The following is a 22,726-nucleotide window of genomic DNA, read 5'->3' on the forward strand; positions in this document are numbered from 1 at the left end:
GAGGCGCACGGCTGGTTGCCGGATGCGGCGGCTGTTAGGCTTCTCGTCCACGTTTTCTTTCGATTTTTCGGGGTTCGGGCACGATGACGTCCATGGTCCATCGGTTGTGGTTGGCACCCTCCCTCATCGCTTGGGTAATGGTCTGTTCCGCGCAGGAGGTGCATCGGTCCGGGCAGGTCGAGGTGTCCTCCGAGCTGGAGCGTCTCATGTCCCAGCATGGGTTCGTCGTTCGGGGTATCGAGCAGACTCAGGACGCGCGGGGACACGCGAGCGGCGAGGATCTGGTGACGCGGGTCGATTCGCTGCTCGAGGAATTCGACCATATCATCATTCAGAATCCGGGTGGCGGTATCGAGCGCGTCATCATTCTGGGTGAGAAGGTTGCCTATGTGCCACCGGCTGTCGTGACCGGGTCCGATGGAGACGGGTCGGCTGGCGACGATACGGGTTCGGCTTCGGATGGCGAGGAGATCGTGCTCGCGACCAGCCGCAAGGGTGCCTCGCATCTGGTGACCCTGACCCTGGAGGGAGCCGGGGGACAGAAGACCCAGGAGCCATTGCTCATCGATACGGGAGCGGATCAGGTGGTGCTGCCGGTGTCGCTCATGTCGACGCTCGGTTTCAGCGGCAATCAGCTGCGTACTCAGCCGGTCCAGACGGCCAATGGCCCGGTCGAGGCGCATATCGGCAAGCTGTCGGCCGTCTGGCTGAACGAGACTCGGGTCGAGGACGTGGATGTCGCGTTCATCGACGATCAGAGCCTCGGTGGAAACGCGCTGCTCGGCATGAGTCTGCTCGGACGTTTCCGCATGACCATCGACGACGAGAAGAGTCAGCTGACCCTGGCGTTCAAATGAGTGTGCGTCCGGATCGCCTCCGCCGGTGCGGCCTCGTCAGCGCCCCTGTCTGAGCTGGCGGATCTCTTCCCGGAGCTCGCGGAGCTCGTGCTGGATCTGCTCCATGTTGCCGGTATGCAGCTCTTCGTGCTTGGACTGGTTCAGGGCGATCTGGCGCGTGAACTTGCGCTGTTCGTTGAGATCGTTCTCCACCCTTCCCAGGCTGTCGGTGGCGCGTTCCAGACGCTCGCTGCTCTGGTCCAGGCGGTCGCCGCATTCCTGGCGCAGCTTCTGGATGCTTTCGCGGATCTCCCTCAGTAGAACGAGTACGAAGCCGTTGGCCATGGTGTGCTCCGAGGGCATGGGGGAACCTGAGGGGCGTGATCGGGGTGGGGCGGCATGCTCATATGGTTCGGTCAAGGTGCGCTAGATGGCCAGTTGTCGTTCGTCCTCCTCCGGATCCAGCGCGTGGCGATACTGTTCGAGCTGCTCGGCCGTCGCCTCCAGATCGCCGAACCGGGCGATATGGTAGAGACCCTCGCCCTCGGTGATGAGCGGCAGATTGGTTCGCCCGATCACGATTCCGCTGCAGGGTGCCAGCACCGGCTCGTCGGCGGGTCGGAACGGGTCTGTGATTATACCAAGTGTATCGCCCTTCTTGACGCAGGCGCCGAGCGGTGTCAAGGATAGCAGCACCCCGCTCCGATCGGCGCGCGTCCAGAGGCTGGAGCGGGCGATGACCGTCTTGTGTCCCGCCGCCTGGCGTCCGGAGCCTCCTCGAACCATCCCCAGGTGGCGCATCACGCCGAGAATGCCGCGCAGGCCGGCGCGCACGGCGAACTCGTCGAAGCGCAGCGATTCGCCGCCCTCGAAGAGCAGCAGGGGAATGCCGCGCGCGGCGGCGGCCTCGCGCAGCGATCCGGACCGTCCCTCGACGTCGAGGATGACCGGCGTGCCGAAGGCTTGGGCGAGCTCTGACAACGCCGGATCGCTACCGATGCCGACACGGATCTGCGGCAGATTCTCGCGGTGCAGGGCGCCCGTGTGCAGGTCGATGCCGTGCGTCGAGCCGGCGACCACCTCGTCGATGAGCGTGGCGGCCAGGCGTGCCGCGAGCGAGCCCGTGTCCGACCCCGGAAAGCAGCGGTTCAGGTCGCGCCGGTCGGGCAGATAGCGCGATTGACGGATGAAGCCGTAGACGTTGACCACAGGAACCGCCAGCAGGCTCCCCCTGAGGCCCTTGAGCGCCTTGTGGCTCAGCAGCCGGCGGATGATCTCCACGCCGTTGATCTCGTCGCCGTGGACGCAGGCGGTGACGAACAGGCGGGGTCCCGGCCGGCGTCCCCGGACCACATGCACCGGCATGAGTACCGGTGTCTGGGTATAGAGGTTCGGCAATGGGATGTCGATGCGCGTGCGCTCGCCGGGAAGGACGTCGACCCCGGCGATGACGAGTGGATCTGGCTCCATGATGCCGCTGCCGCTCCTCAGCCCTGACCTCGGGTCCGGGTCTTGCCGATCGCGGCGTTCTTCTCGATGAACTCGATCGTCATACCGGCGACGTCCTTGCCGGTCGCGGCCTCGATGCCTTCGAGGCCCGGCGAGGAGTTGACCTCCATGACGACCGGTCCGTGGTTGGAGCGCAGGATGTCCACGCCGGCGACGTTGAGCCCCATGATCTTGGCGGCACGGGTCGCGGTGGAGCGCTCCTCCGGGGTGATGCGGATGAGCGAGGCGGTGCCGCCGCGGTGCAGATTGGAGCGGAACTCGCCCTCCTTGGCCTGGCGCTTCATGGCGGCCACCACCTTGTCGCCGATGACCAGACAGCGGATGTCCGCGCCCTTGGCCTCCTTGATGTATTCCTGGACCAGGATGTTGACCTTGAGGCCCATGAATGCCTCGACGACGCTCTCGGCGGCCTTCTGGGTCTCCGCCAGGACCACGCCGATGCCCTGCGTGCCCTCGAGCAGCTTGATCACCAGAGGGGCGCCTCCGACCATCTTGATCAGGTCCTGCACGTCGTCCGGCGCGTGCGCGAATCCGGTAATGGGCAGCCCGATCCCCTTGCGCGCCAGCAGCTGCAGCGAGCGCAGCTTGTCGCGCGCGCGGGTGATGGCGACCGATTCGTTGAGCGGATAGACGCCCATCATCTCGAACTGGCGCAGCACGGCCGTCCCGTAGAAGGTCACCGAGGCGCCGATGCGCGGGATCACGGCATCGAAGTCGTTGAGCTCCTCGCCCTTGTAATGGATCGATGGGGCGTGCGAGGTGATGTTCATATAGCAGCGCAGCACGTCGACGACCTTGGTCTCGTGTCCGCGCGCACGTGCGGCCTCGACCAGACGGCGCGTCGAGTAGAGGGATGGATTGCGCGAGAGGATGGCGATTTTCATAGGCGGGTCAGGGTGCCGCGTTGCGGGAGGAACGGCCCTTGCGCAGATCCTCGACCAGCATGGTCCAGAAGAGCGTGACGACGCCGAGCGTGATGGCACTGTCGGCGACATTGAAGGCCGGCCACGGATTGAAGATGGCGAGCGGGATGATCGGGATGTAGACCTGGATGAAGTCGACGACATGCCCGAGCAGCACGCGGTCGATCAGGTTGCCGACCGCCCCCCCGATCAGCAGGGCGAGACCCGCCGCCTGGAGCCTCTCGTGCGGCTTGAGTCGCAGCAGCCAGACGACCAGGACGAGGCTCACCACCAGCGCCAGCATGGCGAACAGCCAGCGTTGCCAGCCGCCCGCCGTTGCCAGGAAGCTGAAGGCCGCGCCCTCGTTGAACATGAGGGTGAGATTGAGGTTCGGCAGCAGCTCGAGGGGCTGGAAGGGCTGCATCAGCGCCAGTACGGACCACTTGGTCGCCTGGTCGAGCACCAGGATGAAGAGCGATAGCCAGAGCCAGTGTTTCAAGAATGGGCCCCTTATGGTCAGGATCCTGTCCGGGATTGTGCGCGAGCGGAGACTCTCCGCTCGCGGCCGAGAGGGCGTCGGGCTCAGGCGAAGTGCCTGACCTCGCCGCCGCCGGTGACGTTCTCGACGCAGCGCCCGCAGAGTTCGGGGTGCTCCGCATCTGTGCCGACGTCGTCTCGGTGGTGCCAGCAGCGCACGCACTTGGTGTGGTCCGAGGGCGCGACCAGCACGGCGAGTCCGTCCAGATCCGTGTCCGTCGCCGACTCCGGACGCTCGGCGAGCGGATGGATGCGCACCTCGGAGACGATGAGGGCGAACCGCACCTCCTCGCCGAGTCGGCCCAGCCGCTCCAGGAGCGCGTCGGAGACGTAGAGGTCCAGCTCGGCGTCGAGCGAGGAGCCGATCCGGCCTGCCTTGCGCGCGCCCTCCAGCGCCGGACCGATGGCGATGCGCGCGGCGATCACGCCGTCCCAGAAGTCGCGGTCCATGGGGGCGTCGGCGTCCAGGGCGAAGAGTCCCTGGTACCAGGTCTCGGTGAAGATGGTCTCGGCGCGTTCGCCCGGGATGGCCTGCCAGATCTCGTCGGCGGTGAAGCTGAGGATGGGCATGAGCCAGCGGCTCATGGCCTCGACGATGTGGTACATGGCGGTCTGGCAGGAGCGCCGCGCCAGGCTGTCGGCCGGTGTGGTGTACTGGCGGTCCTTGATGACGTCCAGATAGAAACCGCCCATGTCGACCACGCAGAACTGCTGCACCTTCTGGTAGATGAGGTGGAACTGGTAGTCCTGGTAGGCGGCGATGACCTCCTGTTGCAGGCGCCAGGCGCGGTCGACCGCCCAGCGGTCGAGCGCGACCATCTCGGCGGACGGCACCAGATTGGCGGCCGGGTCGAATCCATTGAGGTTGGCGAGCAGGAAACGCGCCGTGTTGCGGATGCGCCGATAGGCGTCGGCGGTGCGCTTGAGGATCTCGTCGCTGACGCTGATCTCGCCGCGATAGTCGGTGGCCGCGACCCAGAGCCGGATGATGTCGGCGCCGAGGGTCTTCATCACCTGCTGGGGGCTGACGGTGTTGCCCTTGGACTTGGACATCTTCTGGCCCTTGGCGTCCACGGTGAAGCCGTGGGTCAGCACCTGTCGATAGGGCGCGTGGCCGTGCATGGCCACCGAGGTCATGAGCGAGGACTGGAACCAGCCGCGATGCTGGTCGGAGCCCTCCAGATAGAGATCGGCGGGTGTGGCGAGCCCCTCGCGGCGCTCGAGCACGCAGGCGTGGGTGACGCCCGAATCGAACCAGACGTCCAGGGTGTCGTGGACCTTGTCGTAGTCCGTCCCCTCGTCGCCGAGCAGATCCGCCGGCTCCAGCGCGAACCAGGCCTCGATGCCGTGCTTCTCGATCCGCTTGGCGACCAGTTCGATCAGCTCCTGGGCGCGCGGATGCAGCTCGGCCGTCTGCTTGTGGACGAAGAGCGGGATGGGCACGCCCCAGGTGCGCTGGCGCGAGATGCACCAGTCGGGACGTCCCTGCACCATGCTCTCGATACGGTTGCGGCCCCAGTCGGGCATCCACTCGACCTTGTCGATCTCCTTCAAGGCGCTCTCGCGCAGACCCTGCTTGTCCATGCTGATGAACCACTGGGGGGTGGCGCGGAAGATGATCGGGGTCTTGTGGCGCCAGCAGTGCGGATAGCTGTGGTTGAAGCGGGTCTCCAGCAGCAGGGCGCCCTTCTCCTTGAGGGTCTCGACCACGTGCTCGTTGGCCTGGAAGACGTTCTCGCCCTCGAAGAGCGGGGTTCCGGGCAGGAAACGCCCGTTGCCGCCGACCGGGTTGTCGACCGGGAGACCGTAGCGCTGACCGACGATATAGTCCTCCAGGCCGTGTCCCGGGGCCGTGTGGACCGCGCCGGTGCCGGCGTCGAGGGTGACGTGCTCGCCGACGATCACCGGCACCTCGCGGTCGTAGAAGGGGTGCTGGAGTCTAACCCCCTCGAAATCGATGCCGCGTCCGTATCCAACCACCCGGTAGCGCTCGATGCCCCAGCGGTCCATGGTGTCCTTGAGCAGACCCTCGGCGACGATGAGCCGCTCCCTGCCCGCCTCGGAGTCGGCCTCGACGATGACGTAGTCGAGCTCGGCATTGAGCGCGACCGCCTGGTTGGCCGGCAAGGTCCAGGGCGTGGTGGTCCAGATGACGACCGAGACCGGGCCCTCGCCGCAGCCGCTGGGCGTGCCGTGACAGCGTTCGGCGAGCACGGAGGGATCGACCAGGGGGAAGCGCACGTCGATGGCGATCGACTGCTTGTCGGCATACTCGACCTCGGCCTCGGCCAGGGCCGATCCGCAGTCGATGCACCAGTGCACCGGCTTCTCGCCCTTCTGCAGATGGCCGTTGGCGACGATGCGGCCGAGCGAGCGTACGATCTCGGCCTCGAAGCCGAAGTCCATGGTCAGATAGGGGCGCTCCCAGTCGCCGAAGACGCCGAGCCGCTTGAAGTCCTGGCGCTGGCCGTCGACCTGTTTGGCGGCATATTCACGGCAGGCGACACGGAACTCGGCCGCCGAGATCTTGTGGCCGGGCTTGCCCTTCTTCTTCTCGACCTGCAACTCGATGGGTAGACCGTGACAGTCCCAGCCCGGAACATAGGGCGCGTCCAGACCGTCGAGCGTGCGCGCCTTGACGATAATGTCCTTGAGAACCTTGTTGACCGCGTGACCGATGTGGATGTCGCCGTTGGCGTAGGGAGGACCGTCATGCAGGATGAAGGTGGGGGCCCCGGCGCGGGCCGCACGGATGCGCCCGTAGACGTCCAGGGATTCCCAGCGCTTGAGCATCTCGGGTTCGCGCTGGGCCAGATTGGCCTTCATCGCGAAGCCGGTATTGGGTAGATTCAGGGTGTTCTTGTAATCGGTCACTTCTATCGGTCTCGGGTGCGTCGGTAAGGCTCGAAAAATCCTGATGATGCAAGCTACAAGTGGTTCGGCCGAGAATCAAGCGGATCGATTCGGGGCGCGGGGCCTTGGCTGTCGTCTACTATCCCTAAAGTCGCGCGGATTTGGATGGATCCATTCGATGAGTGGGGATTCTATCGCCTTATCCTCTTGGAGGATCGGGCTTCGTTCTCGATGACCAGGGCGGTCTGCTTGGGTTGGTCCATGATGTGAGCAAGACATTCCTCGAAACGAGTCAGTTGCGAATCGGACTCTTCGTGCATCTCGACATGCCGTGGATGGATCATCCGTTCCTGACCAGCAGCTTCAAGATCCGTACCCAGAAGCAGCTCGACGCCTTGCGTCAGCTGCGTCTCGCCAAGATCCGGATCGATCCCGGGCGCAGCGATCCGCCGGCCGCCGGTTCGTCTCCCGCGAAAGACGCCGAGGCGGTGGCCGAGGAGCCGCCACTGATCGAGGAAATGCGGGAGCATCTGGCAGAGGCCCTGTGGGAGGAGAAGCGGCAGCGCATCGAGGCGCTCAAGCAGCGCCGTTCCAGGCTCAATCAGTGCTCCAAGCGCTATACCAAATCGGTCGGCTCGGCCAGAAAGCTGATGAGCCAGCTGCGATCCTCGCCCATGCAGGCGGTGGAGGCGGCCAGCGATCTGGTGACCCAGATGGTCGACGACCTCACCGCGGACTGCGAGGCCACGGTGCAGCTGGTCAACCTCAAGCACCAGGACGAGAACAGCTACTACCATTGCGTCAACGTGGCGGCCTTGGCCATGGTCATCGGACAGCAGCTCTCGCTCGACAAGTCGCAGCTGCGCCTGCTCGGAATGGGGGCGCTGTTCCACGATCTCGGACACCAGAAGATCCCCACCCAGATCCTGCTCAAGAAGGAGGCATTCAACTCGCCCGAGCGCAAATTCTACGAGCAGCACCCGCGCTATGGCGTCGAGATCGCGCGCAACCTCTCGGCCCTGCCCAAGCCCGTGGTCGAGATCATCGCCAGGCACCACGAGCATCTCGACGGCAGCGGGTTTCCCGAGGGGGTCAAGGGGGGCGACATCGGGATGCTGACCCGCATCGTCACGGTCGTGAACCGCTACGACAATCTGTGCAACGGATTCGGCGCCGATCGCGGCATGTCGCCCCATCAGGCGATCTCGCACATGTATACCAGCGAGCGTCAATGCTACGACGCCAAGGTGCTGACCACCTTCATCACCAATCTGGGCGTCTATCCGCCAGGGACCGTGGTCCAGCTGTCGGACGAGCGGGTCGCCCTGGTGGTCACCATCAACCCCCAGGACCTGCTCAAGCCCAACGTGCTGGTCTATTCGCCAGAGATCCCCCAGGAGGAGGCATTGATCCTGGACCTGGCCGAGGAGGAGGTCGGTATCCGCGAGAGCCTCCATCGCACCGATCTGACACAGGATCAGATCGAGTATCTCAATCTGTCGGACAAGCTGAGCTATTACTTCCAGTCGTCCGGCAGACGATAGCCGCAGCGGGGGCGATGCCGGTCTGCGGAGTCAGGATCGATGCGCCGGTCCGTCCCTGCGTTCGAGAACCTCGAAGCGGGTATCGTCGATCCAGCGCAGGCGATCCTGGAGTGCGGTCGGCTGGGGCCGGGCGTCCGGCATGGCGCGGATGAGACGGTCCTCGTATCCCGCCAGGCGCGACCAGTATGGCAGCAGCGCGAAGGGGTTGTGGGACGACTCCCGCGTACCGATGCCGCCGTTTTCGGTGGAGCCGTAGATCTCGACGACGCGTTCCGCGCGGCTTTCGAGCAAGCGTCGCCAGAGGTTGGGCGGGCAGGTCGAGGTGGAGGTCAGCAGGGTGACGCCGGGTGCGATCCCGAGCGACCGGCGCGTCGCCATGTCGAAGAAGGCCGGGTTGGCGACGATGAGGTCGCCCGACCGGGCACGCTTGAGGACGCTGCTGGGCAGCGAATCTCGGACGTCGCGCATCGGGATGTCGAGCCTGGCCGGCAGCATCAGTCCGAACAGGAAACCGTAGATGTGATGGCAGGGGACGCCGCACAGCACCCTGGACCGGTCCGCGAACCGGTCGGCCATGCAGCCGACCTCCTGTTCGAGCGCCGACATCCGGTGGGTGCACAGCTTCGGCCGTCCGGTCGAACCCGAGGTCTCGAAGCTCATCTCCTCGTCCCAGCGCGCGCGACCGTCGAGGACGATCCGGACCCAGTCGTCCAGATTGCGCTGTTCGAGCAGGGCTCCGTCGAGTCCGGCCTCCTCGAGATGGAAGCGGTCCTCGATGGTCTGCGCCAGATCCACGAGTTCCAGCGAGTCGAGATCGAACACGGCGGCATCGACGTTGGCGTGCGATTGGGTGCCGATATGGATGGCGGCCCCGATCGGGTCATGGCTGCGCTGAAGTCTCTCCAGGGTCGGACGAAAACGGCCGATCTTCGAGGCGATGAGATCCGTAAGCAGCCGCAGGATCCGTTCGGTCGTCCACCAGGGTTTCAAGCGTATCGATCTCTGAGCGATAGTCCAAGGAAAGGGCAGGGCGGGACCCGAAGTGGCGTGGAGGGATAGGGCGCGGGCATGAATCCTCGGGCGTCCCAGCGGCTTTGATTCTCCCCGCTGGGCGAATTTTCCACAATAGTCGTCGGCTGAAAAGTCGACCGGAGGTCGAATCATGGGTGCTTCGCGGCTGGAATCGGCGGTCATCACCCGCCATGGCGCTGGCGGAGGGCTGCTCGCCGCTTGCGCCTGTCTGATGCTGATGTCCCCTTCCGGGGCGGCACTCGGGGAGGACAGGCTCTATCGCTGGACCGATGAGGCAGGTCAGGTCCATTTCAGCGATCGTGCCCCGGAGGCGAGCGACCGTCCGGTCGAGTCCATGGCGATGCCCGAGTCGCCGGGAGCGGCCAGACGGGAGGGCGACCCTTATTCGGTGATCAACCAGACCCGTCGCATGGAGGCCGAGCGCAAGGCGCGCGAACTCGCGCGGCGCAGGGCCTATCTGGACGAATTGGAGGAACGCCAGCGGCTGGCCGAGATCGAAGCCGCCGAGGCACGGACCCGACAGCTGGAGGCGGAGGCCCAGCGGGCGCGCGAGCCCGTCTATGTTCTTCCCTGGGGTTGGCTCGGGCGCCACCACCATCACAGGCCACCGCGACCGAGGACCCAGGAGTATCCGCCGTCGCCCCGCAGCCAGATGTCACTGAAGCGGCCCGGGCGGTCGCTCAAACCGGTCGAGGGTACGGTGCCGCAGCGTTAATGCCAGGGCGAAGATATTGACTATTGTGCGGACAAGGGATATCGCTGCTCTACAATCTTGTTTCAGATCAATGAAGCTCCGGTTGCATAAACGTATGCTTGATCGAGATCTGTGTACGACCTCGGTCGGAGAGTCGCCAGAATTCCATCGAGCTGTCTATACAAACCGGTGATTTTCTATGACCTGGCTCCGTGAACTAAATGACGATTCAGAATAGTAAAATGCATTTAGAACAAAGGGTTAGGATTGAAAATCCGCACCCAGTGGGTGATGCCATAAATTCGGTTTTTTCAATCACAACCCTTTGTTCTACAAATATTTTCCTATTCTGGGCCGTCATTTAGTTCACGGAGCCAGGTTTAGCTTAATCAATCACTATAGCTCGTTTTGATCTCTGGTGTGTCTTTACAGGGGGGGTGATTCACGCCTTAGTTGTTCAGCGAGCCGACCTTCTGTAAATGGTTCTGAGGGGATATAAATGTAAGCTCCCCCTCTTGAAAATTCTTGCATCTTGCTCTTGGCTCAAGGTTTGAGCATTAATGTCAATGCGACGAGGAATTAAAGCAATGTTCTCGATGATAAAGGAAATTAAAGCAATCCGCAAAGAGCTGAAAGAAATTCGTGATAAACAGAATGAAGATTTTGAAGATGTGAAAAAAAAGCTTGGTGATCATGGAAAGGCGGTTGATGAGTTGAAAAAAAGATTTGATAAAAACGATGAAGCGATAGATAAAATCGAAACGCGTATTCATTTTTTCGAAACAACAAAAATGAACGGGGGGCAAGGTGAATACAGGCCGGCATCGATAAGCTTCACCCCAACAGGGCGGGCGTTTGTCGAGCCTAGGTCACGTTGGGTACCTGATCATCCCTACAGGAAATAGATAAAGATACTCGACTGAATGTTCTGTCAGTTGAATGTGAAGCGCGTTATTCTATTGGTATATGTTCATTTCCTTAGCTTCTGAGATAACGCGCTTGCCTTTGGTTGTCTAGTGTGTTGTTTAATCAATCGAATGAATCCCGTCATTTGGATGCATCGACGTCTCATGGCTGCGGTCGAGAATCTTCCGTTTTATGGAGGAAATCTCGCGCCGCCTTTCATGTTGTTGCGAGTTGTTGATCCACAGCGAGCGGAAGACGAAGTAGATAAACGAAGATATTTCTTCAAGTCCTCCTGCCGGTCTCGGTCTGTTGGCCATAAGAACAATCCCTCTCAATTGAATGCGCTGGAAACCATTGCATCCAGCGACCGTTTGTTTCTATGGCCAAATGGGTTAAGGGTTTGGATTTTTCTTCCTTCACTCGCTTACGCGATTTTCTTAGGGGCACATTTCGGCTGGTTATCTGGAATCATTGTAGCTCTCGCTATGGCAGTTTTTCTCCCTCTTTTCGTGTATGGTGTCTGCCGCATGCCAGTGCTGGATAAGGTCTTCGACGGTATTCCAAGCGGTACTCGATCTTGGCTGTACGGTATATCGAAATGGTGGACCTTTACCTGGACGACACGCTGGCTCTGTCGATATTCAGGACCTCTGGCATGGCCTAAACTTTTTTTACAAAGTGTTCTTCGTTGCTTTCCGAATATAGATCATCGACCGGATGCTGCGCGCTGGTATGGGCGAGAATCGCCCCAAGGCGTATTGCTGGTCCTTGCCATGAACGAGTATTTCCAAAGTGGCGGCCGATTTAAAGGGTTCTTCGACCGAGGATATCGACGATGGCTTATCTATTCTTATCTGCCGATTTGGAATGGGTATCTTGTGATTCTGGTGTTCCTTGTTATCTTGAATCTTGGTATGGAAATGCCAAATGTATATACACAAAACACCTCGCAAGAAATTACCGTTCAGACATATGCTGCTGAATCAATTTGCCCAGAGAAAGAGTCAGGAACCTGCGATCAGAATCCACAGAAGAGCAATTTTTATCATCAACAGTTGGCGATCGATAATAATTTTAAAGCTTTAGAAAGCTTGACGTTTTTGTGGATGCTATACAGCATTGTTTTTGTTTATTTTCAAAGTTTTTCTTTTCATGAATGGACGAGTTTAGATAATTTCGATGGCAGTGATCCAAGTGGACTGCCTATAGATTTTATAGGTCGCTTGCGTGTGCATCGCACTTCGCTGCGGAGCCTTCGACTAGAAGCGATTGCTGCCGCAGTCATTGGTGCTCTAATCCTGATAGCGGTTAGGATTATACATTAGTGTGTTAGTGAATGTTGTGTTTCTTATAACCTTTTCCTAATTAGATTGCTGGGATTGATGCGTGACTTACGATTTCTATTTCATCTTGTCGATGGGCAGCGTGCGGGTGTCAGTGGGTACGCATTGATAATGGGGGGTGACGATGGGACAGGCAAAGATTTCGAAATCAGCCGATTATATGGCTTTTCTTGCCTTTATCGATACGCTCGAGCGATTCGATATTCTTATTTTAGAGGCAAGGCATACGCAGGTTAACATCGCGCATCAATTACGGCTACCCACCCTGTATCGGGTATTGAGGTTCGAAGAGGATTTTCTCTGGGGTAAATGGCGAGATCTTTCGGCAAACTGGAGAGAAGGGGCCTCAGAAGTGGCAGGCGGACCAGAAGATGGGCAGGGATTTGAAAATGATAAAAAACCTATAGACCCAAAACCTCCGCAAGAAGCCTTCCATACCTGGAAAAAACTCTTCAGTAATCCCTCATTCAGTTCCAGGACATGCGCCGAAGAAGCGATCCTACGTCTGCCACCGGATGCAAAAATTTCAGTTCGCCCGGATGTGGATGGATTGATACAAAATAGAATCCCCCCAGCTAATGATGGAGAGGAAGGTAGGAAGGCATTTTCCGGGTATAATGTTCGCTCTCACATTCTTTTGGACCTGCGCCACGAATTGAACCTCATCTGGAGCGCGGGTGCCTGGAGTGTGACACAAAAACGCCAATATCGCCTTCTTGGAGCGATTCAATCACTGAAGCGCGATATGCTGAGGGACAAGATAGAGTTCTATCGTCAAGGATTGAAGGTCTTCGATCCAAGTTATTCAAAATGTTTGTCTGTTTCAAACCCGATCGGACGTTTTCTGCTCATCCGTACGGCCTTCTTGGGTCGTACACGAGTATACGTCGAACGTCTTGGTGACCTTCAAGGGCAATTCGCCAGAGACTTGGATATGGGGCTTCGAGATCAGCCAAGGCCCTTGATCGAACGCCGTCGTGAGCAGGGCATCTATTCTGGTTTTCTATCCGATTCCTGTCGCGATATGCAAACCGAGATTCAGTTGCTGTTCGGCTCGATGGGTGTTTGCAAGCCTAGTGGATTCAGGACGGTGATGCATCGCTGGACCCATGACTATTCATCTCACAACAATGTTTACTATACGGAATGTAAGCGTCGCCAACCGAGATTGAAGGATTCCTCTAGCGATGCAGGGGACTTGCGAGTCGGCTTTATCAATACCTCTTACTGGATGATCGAACGGCCTGACTTACAGCCTGTTATCGCTCATGAAATCGCGCATCTTGCCTTGATGGATTACTATGGTGAACTGTATTCGCCACGGTTGTCGGTAGCCGACGATCCATTTGCGCGTTTGTTGAGATCTCTCTCTCATTGTTTGACGACCTATGAGTTGGAGTCGAAGCCTGAGGTTGGGAATGAGGCTCGGCCTCGTCATGTGCTAACCGAGATTGCCGCCGATCTGATAGCCTCGGCGATCGTTGGTCCGGCCTATCTGTTGGCTGCATTCTTTCAGGATACTGGAGCACATCTCGAGGAACTCTTTCGTCAGCCAGACGAGCGTATTGATATAGATCTAATCGATTATATCGAGGATCGTGGACATAATCAATTGTTGGACTATGGTCGAACCTGGTATCTACGGTCGCTCATTGTCTGTGCATGGCTGAATGCGATTCAGCATCGAAATGGTTATGATCTCTCGAAGCTAGAGACAACGCTGATAGAAGGCGTCGAAGAGGCTTCAAAACGGCTCTTTAAACAACTTGCGGAACTAAGAGGGGTGGAGTTGGCGGCGGATCGCTATTGGCGGCGGCTTGGTGAGCGTCTTTGTACCCTAGTGAGGCGCTCAGAGGCTGCGCGAGAGGTGTGTAAATGGCGGAAAAAGCGTGGTGATGATTATGGAACGGGTGACTCGGGGGAAGGTCATCGCGGACCTCGATTACAGCCGAGATCGACGAGACGAATACCAAAGGAAGTGCGCAACCTGCTTTTTCGGCGCCTTATCGATTTTAAGTCCTTAGATGATCAGCCGCTGCGCGATCTGTCGGATGATCTTGCCGCTAAGGGTGAAGCATTTAATAGCCTCTATCTTAATTATAGAAGGTTTGATTTTGACTCTGGTTTCTCAGCGGATTTCAATGAAATTAGAATAGCGAATCGTCCACTTTTTCAGCATCATTACGATATTCCATGGCAATGCGCCCTCATGCGGGCGATAGATTTTGTTGGCCCTGAACTGGCTGAAGGTAAAGAAAGAAAGCTTGATACGGGTGACTGGGAAAGACAAATTCACGAGCAAACTACTTTAGGTCGAGATTTGTATCAAATAGGGCTCGAATTTCACTTCTGGCGCATGCGGTCTTCTTTTCATCGTTTTGGCATCGTTTTTCGTTTGCTGACAGAGTTTTTTTGGGATTTTACAGCCCGAGAACTACCGGTAAATGATCCGCTATACCAAAATCTAGCGTGTTGGATGTTTGGTGATGCAATAGGTGGTGATCAGGATAAGGATGGTCAGGAGAAAAAAGAATGGACTCGTAATAGACTAGAAGATTATATAGCTGCGTATGATCGTTTGGTATTTGCTGTATATGAAACGAATCAAAATTCTCAAAGTGAGATTCCTACAAAGTTTAAGGCTTCCTGGTTTGATGATTTGTTTGGAGAATATCGCGCAGGGATGTTTCGGATCGATGAAAAACTTAAAGATGATTTTGATCAGTTCTTGGGCAAAGTTTGCGCATTAGATCTTTTGCGGATTCATCCTGGTAGCGCATTGCTTTTCTTTCGAGATAAGAGCGACGCTAGTGGCGAAGCGTGTGTGGCTGATCCCGTAATAGAGCCTGCTTCCCAAGAGCAACGCTTTTTGGAAAAGCTCCAAGGGAAAAAATTAGCGGAGCTTTTTAAGATACTTGATGATGCTTTACCTCCGTCTAAGGGGTGCTCAAATGAATCCTGGGTGCTGCTTGAGCCTATTCGCGGATTCATTAGTATGCATGAGGATGTGGGCCAGTCTATCAGAGCGCTTACGAACGGACTTAAAAATGGGGCTTTGAATCAAGGGTGCGAATCGATTTCGCCTCAAATCGTCATGGTTACGAGGATTTATTTGTCAGGCTCCTACTTTCATTTTAATGATACTGAAAATCAAAATTTGTCAAGCAAAATGAGAGAGGATCTATTCACCCAGGGGTATTGGCGAGATTGGGTTCAAGAGAGCTCGGATGAAGGTTGTAGAACGCCGGCGGCTAGACACTACTTTGGTTTGTTAGGTGTGCCAGATCTATTGTCTTTGCAGATCGATAGTCCAATGTGTCGCTGTCGCTTGCCCCAGTTTTTTGCGTTTCAGAGGGAATTTGAGAATAATAAAACTAATTCCGCATTCAAACTTGCCTATATTCAAAAACGGCCGGATTGGGAAGTCTTTCCTACCTTTTTTGCGCGAAGAGAGTTGGCTTTACCTATATCTTTATCTAATCCGGATAAGCCGTCAGCAAATAAAAATGGTGGCATACCTAAGAAGATCTTAGGCGTTTTGTCCGTTACTTTGAAACAGCGTGATCTGAGGCTATATTTTTTACATCGTCTTCTTCGCTCCGTTAAGAAAAAGAAAGAGTGGAGTGATTTTTTTGATAGTTCGCCTACTGGATCCACCCGTTTGGCTTCAGATCTTCTTCCGCTCGATGCCGCAGGCGAATATCTCGATGATTGTGATCTGGTGCTATTAGGTGAGGGTTGGGGTGATATTGTTATTGTTTTCTCTTGGCCAGAGAGCAACGTTGATGTTAGCGACAAAATGGCCTCACTATACAAGATTGATCAGATTTTATTCCATGATTTTCAGGTGGATCGAACGGATCTATCTTTATCTGCTGGGTGTGCTGTATTTGCTGCGAGAGATGAGCGGTTTTCGATTGCAGTACAGTTTAGGTTGATGGAGGATCGTGGTCTTTCTTTTAGCTCGCATGAATTTTCAAGGCGTGCGCTAGACGTGATAAAGAAAAAGGGTTGGGGGGGGAATTGCCGCCTGGGGCGTATGCCTGGTGGGCGCATGGATTTTACTCTTCATTTGTTTGGCAAAGTGTATAATTTTAAATATAGTGATCTTTTCAGAATAGTTTCTGGAGGTGATAATTCAGGAAGTGGTGAAGCTTATCTTGAGCGGAATAAAAGAAACTATTCTTCTACTGTTAATAATAAAGATGGCGATGTGGCCAACTATTCTCACAACGCAATAGACTTGATTGAGACGACGATCATTTATCGTGAAGATGTGGCTTCTAATTCTTAGAAGCTGGTGTAGATTGTTTATTGCTAGTGGTAGATGTATTACCGCATGGTGCCTATACCTCCTGGGTTTGCTGCGCTAAGGTATCTGTCGTCTATGTGAGAGTTTTTCCTTGTAGTTAACTGCAGGGGCAAGAGTGCATCGAGATGGGTCCAGGGATGTCGCAAAAGCGTGGGCTGTCGGGGCGAGTGGCACTGATCTATGAGATATTCGGAATCGGTTCTAGGATTAATCGGACCAGAAGGTTTCTAGGATAGAATGCCGCCCCAAAGTCTCTTCAGCGACCTGCTCGGATCCTACCTTGAACCCACTCAAACGTCTCGCCTCACAGACAGCCATCTACGGCGTCAGCAGCGTCTTCGGGCGCTTCCTCAACTATCTGCTGGTTCCTTTCCTGACTTACAGCTTCGCGCCGGCGGAGTATGGGGTGGTCGCCGAGTTCTACGCCTATATGGGCTTTCTCGCGGTCGTGCTGGCCTTCGGGCTGGAGACCGGCTATTTCCGCTTCCGCTCGACCGGGGACTGGCCGCCGGAGGCCGTCTACGGGACCGTGCTGCGCTTTCTGCTGCTGTCCAACGGGCTCTTCTTCGTCGCGCTGCTGGTGCTGAGCCAGCCGATCGCCGATCTGCTGCTGCATCCGGGGCATCCCGAGTACATCTGGTGGTGCGCGGCGATCCTGGCGCTGGATTCGATCGGTGCCGTGGCCTTCGCCCGGCTGCGGGCGGAGAACCGGGCGCGGCGGTTCGCCGTCGTCAAGCTGCTCGAGATCGGCGCCAACGTGGGGCTGACGCTCTTCTTCATCTATGTCTGCCGGCATGCCTTCGAGGCCGATCCGGATTCCCTGCTCGGCCGGCTCTGGGTCCCCGAGATCGGCGTCGGCTACGTCTTCGTCGCCAACCTGGCGGCGAGCCTGATCAAGCTGGTCCTGCTGTCGCCGCAGTTCAGGGGCGGGCTCCGTGTCTTCGACACCGTTCTTTTCGGGCGTCTCATCCGCTACTCGCTGCCGATGGTGGTCATCGGCTTCGCCGGCATCATCAACGAGATGCTGGACCGTGCCGCGCTCAAGTATCTGCTGCCCTACGATGCCGAGACCAATCTCGCCCACCTCGGGATCTACAGCGCCTGCTACAAGCTCTCGATCCTCATGTCGCTCTTCATCCAGGCCTTCCGCTATGCCGGCGAGCCCTTCTTCTTCAGCTATGCCAAGCAGAGCGACGCCCGCCAGACCTATGCCCTGGTGCTCAACTGGTTCGTGATCTGCTGCGTCTTCCTCTTCCTGGTGGTGGTGCTCTTCATGGACGTCTTCCAGTACTTCGTCGGTAGCGCCTACCGCGAGGGACTGGACGTGGTTCCCGTGCTGCTGCTGGCGCAGCTCTGTCTCGGGATCTACGTCAACCTGTCGATCTGGTACAAGCTGACCGATCGCACCCTCCTGGGGGCGGGCGTCTCGCTGGTGGGCTCGGGCATCACCATCCTGCTGCTGTTCTGGTGGGTGCCGATCCATGGATACCAGGGCGCGGCCTGGGCGCATCTGGTCTGCTATGGCTCCATGGTGTTCATGTCCTATCTGCTCGGACGGCGCTATTACCCGGTTCCCTACGAGGTGGGACGCGTGCTCGCCTATGTCGCGCTGGGCGTGGGGCTCTATCTGGGGGCGGGCTGGCTGGAGTCGGATTTAGGATGGCACGCGCTGGTCGCCGGCGGCCTGGCGATGGCGGTCTTTCTGGTGGTCGTGCTGATGGCGGACGTGCGCCGGCTGGTGTTGGCTCGGGCGGCGGCGTGATCCGACCGGGCCTGGGAGTCCGGTGGTCTTCCAGGCCCCGCATGGGGCGGTTCAGGGCAGGATCTGGATGGGCGTGCCGTCCGGGACCAGGCGCCAGATCTCGTCGATCTCGTGGTTCTGGACCGCGATGCAGCCATGCGTCCAGTCGCGGCCGGCGTACTGCTTGCGCAGATCCTCCGAGAGCACATAGTTCGGCAGCCCGTGGATCATGATCATGCCGCCCGGGCTGTATCCGAGCTGGCGGCTGACCATGCGGTCGCGATCGCTGGGGTAGGAGATGTGGATCGCCTTGTAGTAGTTGCTGTTCGGATTGCGCCAATTGAGGGTGTAATCCCCGACCGGAGTGCGCTGATCGCCCTCGCGGTATTTGTGGCCCACCGGCGATCCGCCGAGCGAGATGCGGTACTTGCGCACCACCTGCCCGCCGCTGACGAGTTGAAGCTGGCGGATCGATTTTCGCACCACGACCTTGTCGACGGGCCCAGTGATCTGGGGCGGCGGTTCCTGTTGCAGGGCGCATCCGCCCAATCCGACGAGCCCTACCAGCACGAGCGTGCCGAGCAGCCGTGCGGCGAGCGAGGATAGCCGAGTTCTCTGAGTGTTGGGCCGGCGGCCCGAGTCGATGTGCTGCATGGGGTTTGGCGTGACTTTCATGGGTGGATCCTTGAGCCGATACCGGACGGCGGGGCTCATGTGCGGCATGAGAAAGTCTATGTAGACGGCGGAAAAAAATCTATTACCAGCTACCAGCTACCAGCTACCAGCTACCAGCTACCAGCTACCAGCTACCAGCTACCAGCTACCAGCTACCAGCTACCAGCGAGATTATAGTTGCTGGCGGCTGGCGGCTGGCGGCTGGCGGCTGGCGGCTGGCGGCTGGCGGCTCAATCAGAACGCGGGCAGGGCACGCATGAAGAGCGTCTTGAGGTAGGCGGTCTCGGGGATCGCCGGCTGGACCGGATGATCGGGACCCTGCTGGCCGACCTCGAGCAGCTGCAGGCTGCGTCCGGCGCGGCGGCCGGCCTGCTGGACGGTGCGCAGGAAGTTGTCGCGTCCCATATGGAACGAGCAGGAGGAGGTGACCAGGAGCCCGCCCGGCTCGAGCAGTTCGATGCCGAGCCGGTTGAGGCGCTGATAGGCCTGGACGCCGTCCTTCTCGTCCTTGCGGCGCTTGATGAAGGCGGGCGGATCCAGGAGCACCGTGTCGAAGCGCCGGCCTTCGTCGCGCAAGGCGCGCAGGACCTCGAAGGCGTCGCCCTGAATCCGGTCGATGCGGTCCTCGAGACCGTTGCGGGCGGCGTTCTCGGCCAGGTGCGCGAGCGCCGATTCGGAGCTGTCCACGCAGCTGACACGCTCGGCGCCCAGCGCCGCGGCGCGCACGCCCCAGGCGCCGATATAGCTGCAGACGTCCAGCACCCGCTTGCCGACCCCATAGCGGGCGAGTCGGGCGCGGTTTTCTGACTGGTCGAAGAACCAGCCGGTCTTCTGGCCCGTCAGCGGGGCGGCGGTGTACTCCAGGCCGTGCTCGACCAGTCGGATGGCGTCGGAGGGCGAGCCGAGCACGACCTCGACCTTCTGATCCAGACCTTCGAGCGCGCGTACCGCTGTGTCGTTGCGCAACACGATCGACTGGGGCCGGACGACTTGCTCCAGTGCGGCCATGATCTCGCCGCGGGCCCGCTCCATGCCGGCCGTGGTGATCTGGACGCCGAGCAGGTCGCCGTAGCGGTCGACGATGAGTCCGGGCAGTCCGTCGCTCTCGCCGAAGACGAGCCGGTAATAGGGCTGATCGTAGAGCCGCTCGCGCAGGGTGAGCGCGTCGTGGATGCGCTGCAGCCAGAGGGCCGGGCTCAGGGGGTGGTTCGGGTCGCGGCTGACGATGCGCGCGCAGATGAGCGAATGCGGATTGACATAGCCGTGACCGATCCAGCGCTGGTGACTGCTCAGTATCTCGACCGGCTGTCCGGGCTCCAGGGACTTGAGGGGGGTCGCCTGGGTGTCGACCTCGTTGCTGTAGGTCCAGCAATGGCCGGCGAGCAGGCGGCGTTCCTGGTCCTTGCGCAGGATGAGTGGCTGAGTCTTCATGGGGTATGTCCGATCGGTGTGAGGCGAGTCTTCGCTGAGCCGATCAAGATTACCAGAAGGCGCCGCCGCACGGCATGCCCAGCCTGGGACGCGCATTCACTCAGACCAGGTGATGCCGATCCTTCATGTACTGGTAGACCAGATTCGAGACCTCGCGGATGGCGTCGCTGCGCTTCGAGATCCAGCTGCCGTAGTTGCGGGCACGGGTCTGGCGCTCGATGATGCCGATCATGGTGTAGGCGTGATAGCGGCCGTGTCGGTCGCGCGCCTCGAGGATGCCCATGTCGCCGCAGAGCTTGGCGGTGGATCCGGTCTTGTCGCAGACGTGCACCGAGGAGGGAATGCCGGGAACGCCCTTGAAGATGCGGTCGTGATTCGGCAGTCGCATCAGACGCCGCATCTCCTCGCTGTAGGGCAGTTTGCCGTGGTGCATGGCATAGAGAAAGCGGCTGTAGTCCCAGGCGGATGCGCGATTGGCGTAGGTGGCGCCGCTGTCTGGGATCTTCTCGACCACCCGGACCTGCTTGAAGACGTTCGGCGCGGCCGCCTTGAGCACGGCCTCCACCTCGCGCGGTCCGCGTCCGGCGCCATGCCGGCTGACCAGATCGATGATGCGGTTGGTCGCCCGGTTGTCGCTGTGCTGGATCATCCGCTCCATGGTATGGCGCACCGAGCTCGTATAGCGGGCGCCCTTACGGCCCTGGTCGACCTGATAGAAATAGGCCTGGGCGACGAAGGGCTTGATCATGCTCGCGGCCTGGCGGGGCACGGCCTCGTTGATGGAGACGAGCTTGGTGCGGGTCGTGAAGTCGTAGACCGACCAGGAGGTGCGCTCGCTGGCCGAGATCCGGCCCTGGCGGCGCATCTTCTTGACCAGACGCGAGACCTGGCGCTCGAGCGGCGAGTCGACGGATTTGGCCTCGGCCAGGTCGGGGATTCCGATCAGGGCGCCAGCCGAGCTGGCCAGCAGCGCTTCGAGAAACCAGCGTCGCTCGGGATCGTCGGGGTGTCGAGAGCGGGCCGCCACGTCCTCGGCGGCCCGCTCCATCGATGCGAAGAACCTCATTCCACCTCTCGGGGTCGGATGATATCTCTCTGGGGATCGAATCTCCGGAGCCTCTGATTCGGAATCAGGCCTGCAGCAGGAAATAGACGGCTGCGGCGGCTCCGATGCCGGCCAGTGCGGCGAGTGCGACCAGTGTGTAGATGCGTCCCATGGCTCCGCGCAGCGACGTCTCGACCGCCTGGAGCGATTGCTGGGACGTCGAGAGCGCCGATTCGATCGCCTCCTGGGTTTCTCGACGTGCCGCGGCGGCCGCCTTGGCGGCGTTCTCGCCGCTCTCCAGGTGGCCTTCCTGCCCATGTGCGCCCGCGCCGCGCGGGCGAAGGTCGCGCATGTGCTTCTCGAGCGATTCCAGGAGACTGGCGCGCTCCGCCTCGATGCCGCGCTTGATGAGGTCGGGCAGGGTCTCGGTCGCCAGACGGGTGGAGATGGCCTGCAGGTCGGCCATGGTGGGTTTGGGAGGGGCGGCACGCTGAGCGCTCTGCTCGGCGGCGAAACGCTCTTCGATGAGGCGCTGACTCTCGTTGAGCAGCCCCTCGTTCAGGTCGCGGCGGATCTCGTCCATCAAGGGCGGCATGATCCGCGACAGGCGTGCCTCCAGCCTGGCCTCGATGAGCTTGATCACGGCCTCCTCGGAGAGACCGGCCGCCGCGGCTGGCTGCGCGGGGGCTCCGCGTGTCTCGGCCGGGGCCTTTTCAACGCTGGCGCCGAGCTTGGCGCGCAGCTTGTCCAGAATCTCGGGCAGCAGCTCGGGCGCGGCCGATTTGGGCAGGATGCCGAAGACCCCCTTCTTCTTCGCCGTGGCGACGAAATCCGGCTCCTCGTGCGAGGTGCACATGATCACGGGTATCGAGGCGGTGCGCGGATCCTCGCGGATGACCTCGAGTGCCTCGAAGCCGTTGAGGCCGGGCATCATGTGATCCATGAGGATGGCGTCCGGGAGGCTCTTGCGCAGGACCTCGAACGCGGCCTCCGCCGATTCGGCCGTATCGACCTCGAGGCCGTGGCGCTGGAGTTGGAGCCGCAATGCGTAGCGTGCGGATTTCGAATCGTCGACCAGGAGTATCTTCATCGGGGCATCGCTTCCAATGATTGTGGTGAGCGGCTGACGTGAGCGGATCCGCCGGACGCCATGTGGTGGTTGGCTGGAGTGGTTCTGGTTTTCGCGAAGCCCGGAGCCGGAATCAAGGCATGTCCGGTCGTGTGGCGAGCCGTCGGACGGCGGGGAGCCAGCAGCGCCTCGTTACGCCGGACCAGGACCCCGTGCGGGGGCGAACCATCGAAGTCTGTGCAAGGGGGTTTCCTTGTCATGGCCAATCGACGAATCGCTCGTCACCTCCATGATTTC

17 protein-coding genes are annotated in these 22,726 nt (G+C 59.5%); 7 read left to right on the plus strand and 10 right to left on the minus strand.

All coding sequences use genetic code 11. From position 1 onward, the window contains the following. Positions 1-137 precede the first annotated feature (137 nt). Entirely contained in the window at positions 138-857 is a 720-nt protein-coding gene (locus D779_RS07485; RefSeq protein WP_232424113.1) for a retropepsin-like aspartic protease family protein, read from the plus strand. Positions 858-893: 36 nt separating this feature from the next. Here D779_RS07485 and D779_RS07490 read toward each other — a convergent pair whose 3' ends face one another. The 5 genes from D779_RS07490 to ileS form a co-directional block, all read right to left on the minus strand. Then, a complete protein-coding gene (locus D779_RS07490; protein ID WP_232424114.1) occupies positions 894-1,199 on the minus strand; it encodes a hypothetical protein in 306 nt (101 codons plus the stop codon). 63 nt (positions 1,200-1,262) lie between these two features. Then, positions 1,263-2,306, minus strand: coding sequence for a succinylglutamate desuccinylase/aspartoacylase family protein (locus tag D779_RS07495; protein ID WP_043751919.1), 1,044 nt, complete (start codon positions 2,304-2,306; stop codon positions 1,263-1,265). Positions 2,307-2,323: 17 nt separating this feature from the next. Further along, on the minus strand, positions 2,324-3,229 hold the full coding sequence (rimK, locus tag D779_RS07500) for a 30S ribosomal protein S6--L-glutamate ligase (protein ID WP_043751922.1): 906 nt from the start codon (positions 3,227-3,229) through the stop codon (positions 2,324-2,326). Between the two features lie 7 nt (positions 3,230-3,236). Continuing rightward, the gene (gene lspA, locus D779_RS07505) at positions 3,237-3,746 is read right to left on the minus strand and encodes a signal peptidase II (RefSeq protein ID WP_043751925.1); all 510 of its coding nucleotides are present in this window, start codon (positions 3,744-3,746) and stop codon (positions 3,237-3,239) included. Positions 3,747-3,829: 83 nt separating this feature from the next. Continuing rightward, positions 3,830-6,658 (minus strand): isoleucine--tRNA ligase, encoded by a 2,829-nt coding sequence (gene ileS, locus D779_RS07510; protein WP_043751928.1) that lies wholly within the window; start codon positions 6,656-6,658, stop codon positions 3,830-3,832. 245 nt (positions 6,659-6,903) lie between these two features. Between ileS and D779_RS07515 the strand changes: the two genes are divergently transcribed. Continuing rightward, a complete protein-coding gene (locus D779_RS07515; protein WP_043751931.1) occupies positions 6,904-8,181 on the plus strand; it encodes an HD-GYP domain-containing protein in 1,278 nt (425 codons plus the stop codon). A 30-nt stretch (positions 8,182-8,211) separates the two neighbouring features. Here D779_RS07515 and D779_RS07520 read toward each other — a convergent pair whose 3' ends face one another. After that, a complete protein-coding gene (locus D779_RS07520) occupies positions 8,212-9,171 on the minus strand; it encodes an AMP-binding protein (protein ID WP_052347936.1) in 960 nt (319 codons plus the stop codon). A 172-nt stretch (positions 9,172-9,343) separates the two neighbouring features. On the opposite strand from D779_RS07520, the gene D779_RS07525 reads away from it, so the two are divergent. The 5 genes from D779_RS07525 (at position 9,344) to D779_RS07535 (ending at position 18,230) form a co-directional block, all read left to right on the plus strand. Then, complete coding sequence (locus tag D779_RS07525; RefSeq protein ID WP_043751935.1) at positions 9,344-9,928, plus strand: DUF4124 domain-containing protein; 585 nt, start codon at positions 9,344-9,346, stop codon at positions 9,926-9,928. Between the two features lie 566 nt (positions 9,929-10,494). Beyond that, on the plus strand, positions 10,495-10,812 hold the full coding sequence (locus tag D779_RS22160) for a hypothetical protein (protein WP_232424115.1): 318 nt from the start codon (positions 10,495-10,497) through the stop codon (positions 10,810-10,812). Between the two features lie 165 nt (positions 10,813-10,977). Continuing rightward, complete coding sequence (locus D779_RS22165) at positions 10,978-12,138, plus strand: hypothetical protein (protein WP_157726345.1); 1,161 nt, start codon at positions 10,978-10,980, stop codon at positions 12,136-12,138. Between the two features lie 142 nt (positions 12,139-12,280). Next, the gene (locus D779_RS22170) at positions 12,281-16,450 is read left to right on the plus strand and encodes a hypothetical protein (protein ID WP_157726346.1); all 4,170 of its coding nucleotides are present in this window, start codon (positions 12,281-12,283) and stop codon (positions 16,448-16,450) included. Positions 16,451-16,748: 298 nt separating this feature from the next. After that, positions 16,749-18,230, plus strand: a complete 1,482-nt coding sequence (locus tag D779_RS07535; protein WP_043751941.1) for an oligosaccharide flippase family protein — start codon at positions 16,749-16,751, stop codon at positions 18,228-18,230. A 51-nt stretch (positions 18,231-18,281) separates the two neighbouring features. On the opposite strand, the gene D779_RS07540 is transcribed toward D779_RS07535, so the two are convergent. From D779_RS07540 to D779_RS07555, 4 genes are all read right to left on the minus strand, one after another. Beyond that, positions 18,282-18,884, minus strand: a complete 603-nt coding sequence (locus tag D779_RS07540; protein WP_232424116.1) for a L,D-transpeptidase family protein — start codon at positions 18,882-18,884, stop codon at positions 18,282-18,284. 234 nt (positions 18,885-19,118) lie between these two features. Continuing rightward, the gene (locus D779_RS07545) at positions 19,119-20,315 is read right to left on the minus strand and encodes a class I SAM-dependent rRNA methyltransferase (protein WP_043751946.1); all 1,197 of its coding nucleotides are present in this window, start codon (positions 20,313-20,315) and stop codon (positions 19,119-19,121) included. Between the two features lie 100 nt (positions 20,316-20,415). Continuing rightward, positions 20,416-21,381 (minus strand): serine hydrolase, encoded by a 966-nt coding sequence (locus tag D779_RS07550; RefSeq protein ID WP_043751949.1) that lies wholly within the window; start codon positions 21,379-21,381, stop codon positions 20,416-20,418. A gap of 64 nt (positions 21,382-21,445) precedes the next feature. Continuing rightward, entirely contained in the window at positions 21,446-22,450 is a 1,005-nt protein-coding gene (locus D779_RS07555) for a response regulator (RefSeq protein ID WP_043751951.1), read from the minus strand. Between the last annotated feature and the right edge of the window lie 276 nt (positions 22,451-22,726).

Source organism: Imhoffiella purpurea, assembly GCF_000585215.1.
GTDB classification, from domain to species: Bacteria; Pseudomonadota; Gammaproteobacteria; order Chromatiales; family Chromatiaceae; genus Imhoffiella; species Imhoffiella purpurea.

Excerpts from the sequence above, each read along its gene's own strand:
- D779_RS07485 (WP_232424113.1), top strand. The coding sequence starts at position 138 with ATGGTCTGTTCCGCGCAGGAGGTGCATCGGTCCGGGCAGGTCGAGGTG.
- D779_RS07490 (WP_232424114.1), bottom strand. The coding sequence starts at position 1,199 with ATGCCCTCGGAGCACACCATGGCCAACGGCTTCGTACTCGTTCTACTG.
- D779_RS07495 (WP_043751919.1), bottom strand. The coding sequence starts at position 2,306 with ATGGAGCCAGATCCACTCGTCATCGCCGGGGTCGACGTCCTTCCCGGC.
- rimK (WP_043751922.1), bottom strand. The coding sequence starts at position 3,229 with ATGAAAATCGCCATCCTCTCGCGCAATCCATCCCTCTACTCGACGCGC.
- D779_RS07525 (WP_043751935.1), top strand. The coding sequence starts at position 9,344 with ATGGGTGCTTCGCGGCTGGAATCGGCGGTCATCACCCGCCATGGCGCT.
- D779_RS22160 (WP_232424115.1), top strand. The coding sequence starts at position 10,495 with ATGTTCTCGATGATAAAGGAAATTAAAGCAATCCGCAAAGAGCTGAAA.
- D779_RS22165 (WP_157726345.1), top strand. The coding sequence starts at position 10,978 with ATGGCTGCGGTCGAGAATCTTCCGTTTTATGGAGGAAATCTCGCGCCG.
- D779_RS22170 (WP_157726346.1), top strand. The coding sequence starts at position 12,281 with ATGGGACAGGCAAAGATTTCGAAATCAGCCGATTATATGGCTTTTCTT.
- D779_RS07540 (WP_232424116.1), bottom strand. The coding sequence starts at position 18,884 with ATGAAAGTCACGCCAAACCCCATGCAGCACATCGACTCGGGCCGCCGG.
- D779_RS07545 (WP_043751946.1), bottom strand. The coding sequence starts at position 20,315 with ATGAAGACTCAGCCACTCATCCTGCGCAAGGACCAGGAACGCCGCCTG.
- D779_RS07550 (WP_043751949.1), bottom strand. The coding sequence starts at position 21,381 with ATGAGGTTCTTCGCATCGATGGAGCGGGCCGCCGAGGACGTGGCGGCC.
- D779_RS07555 (WP_043751951.1), bottom strand. The coding sequence starts at position 22,450 with ATGAAGATACTCCTGGTCGACGATTCGAAATCCGCACGCTACGCATTG.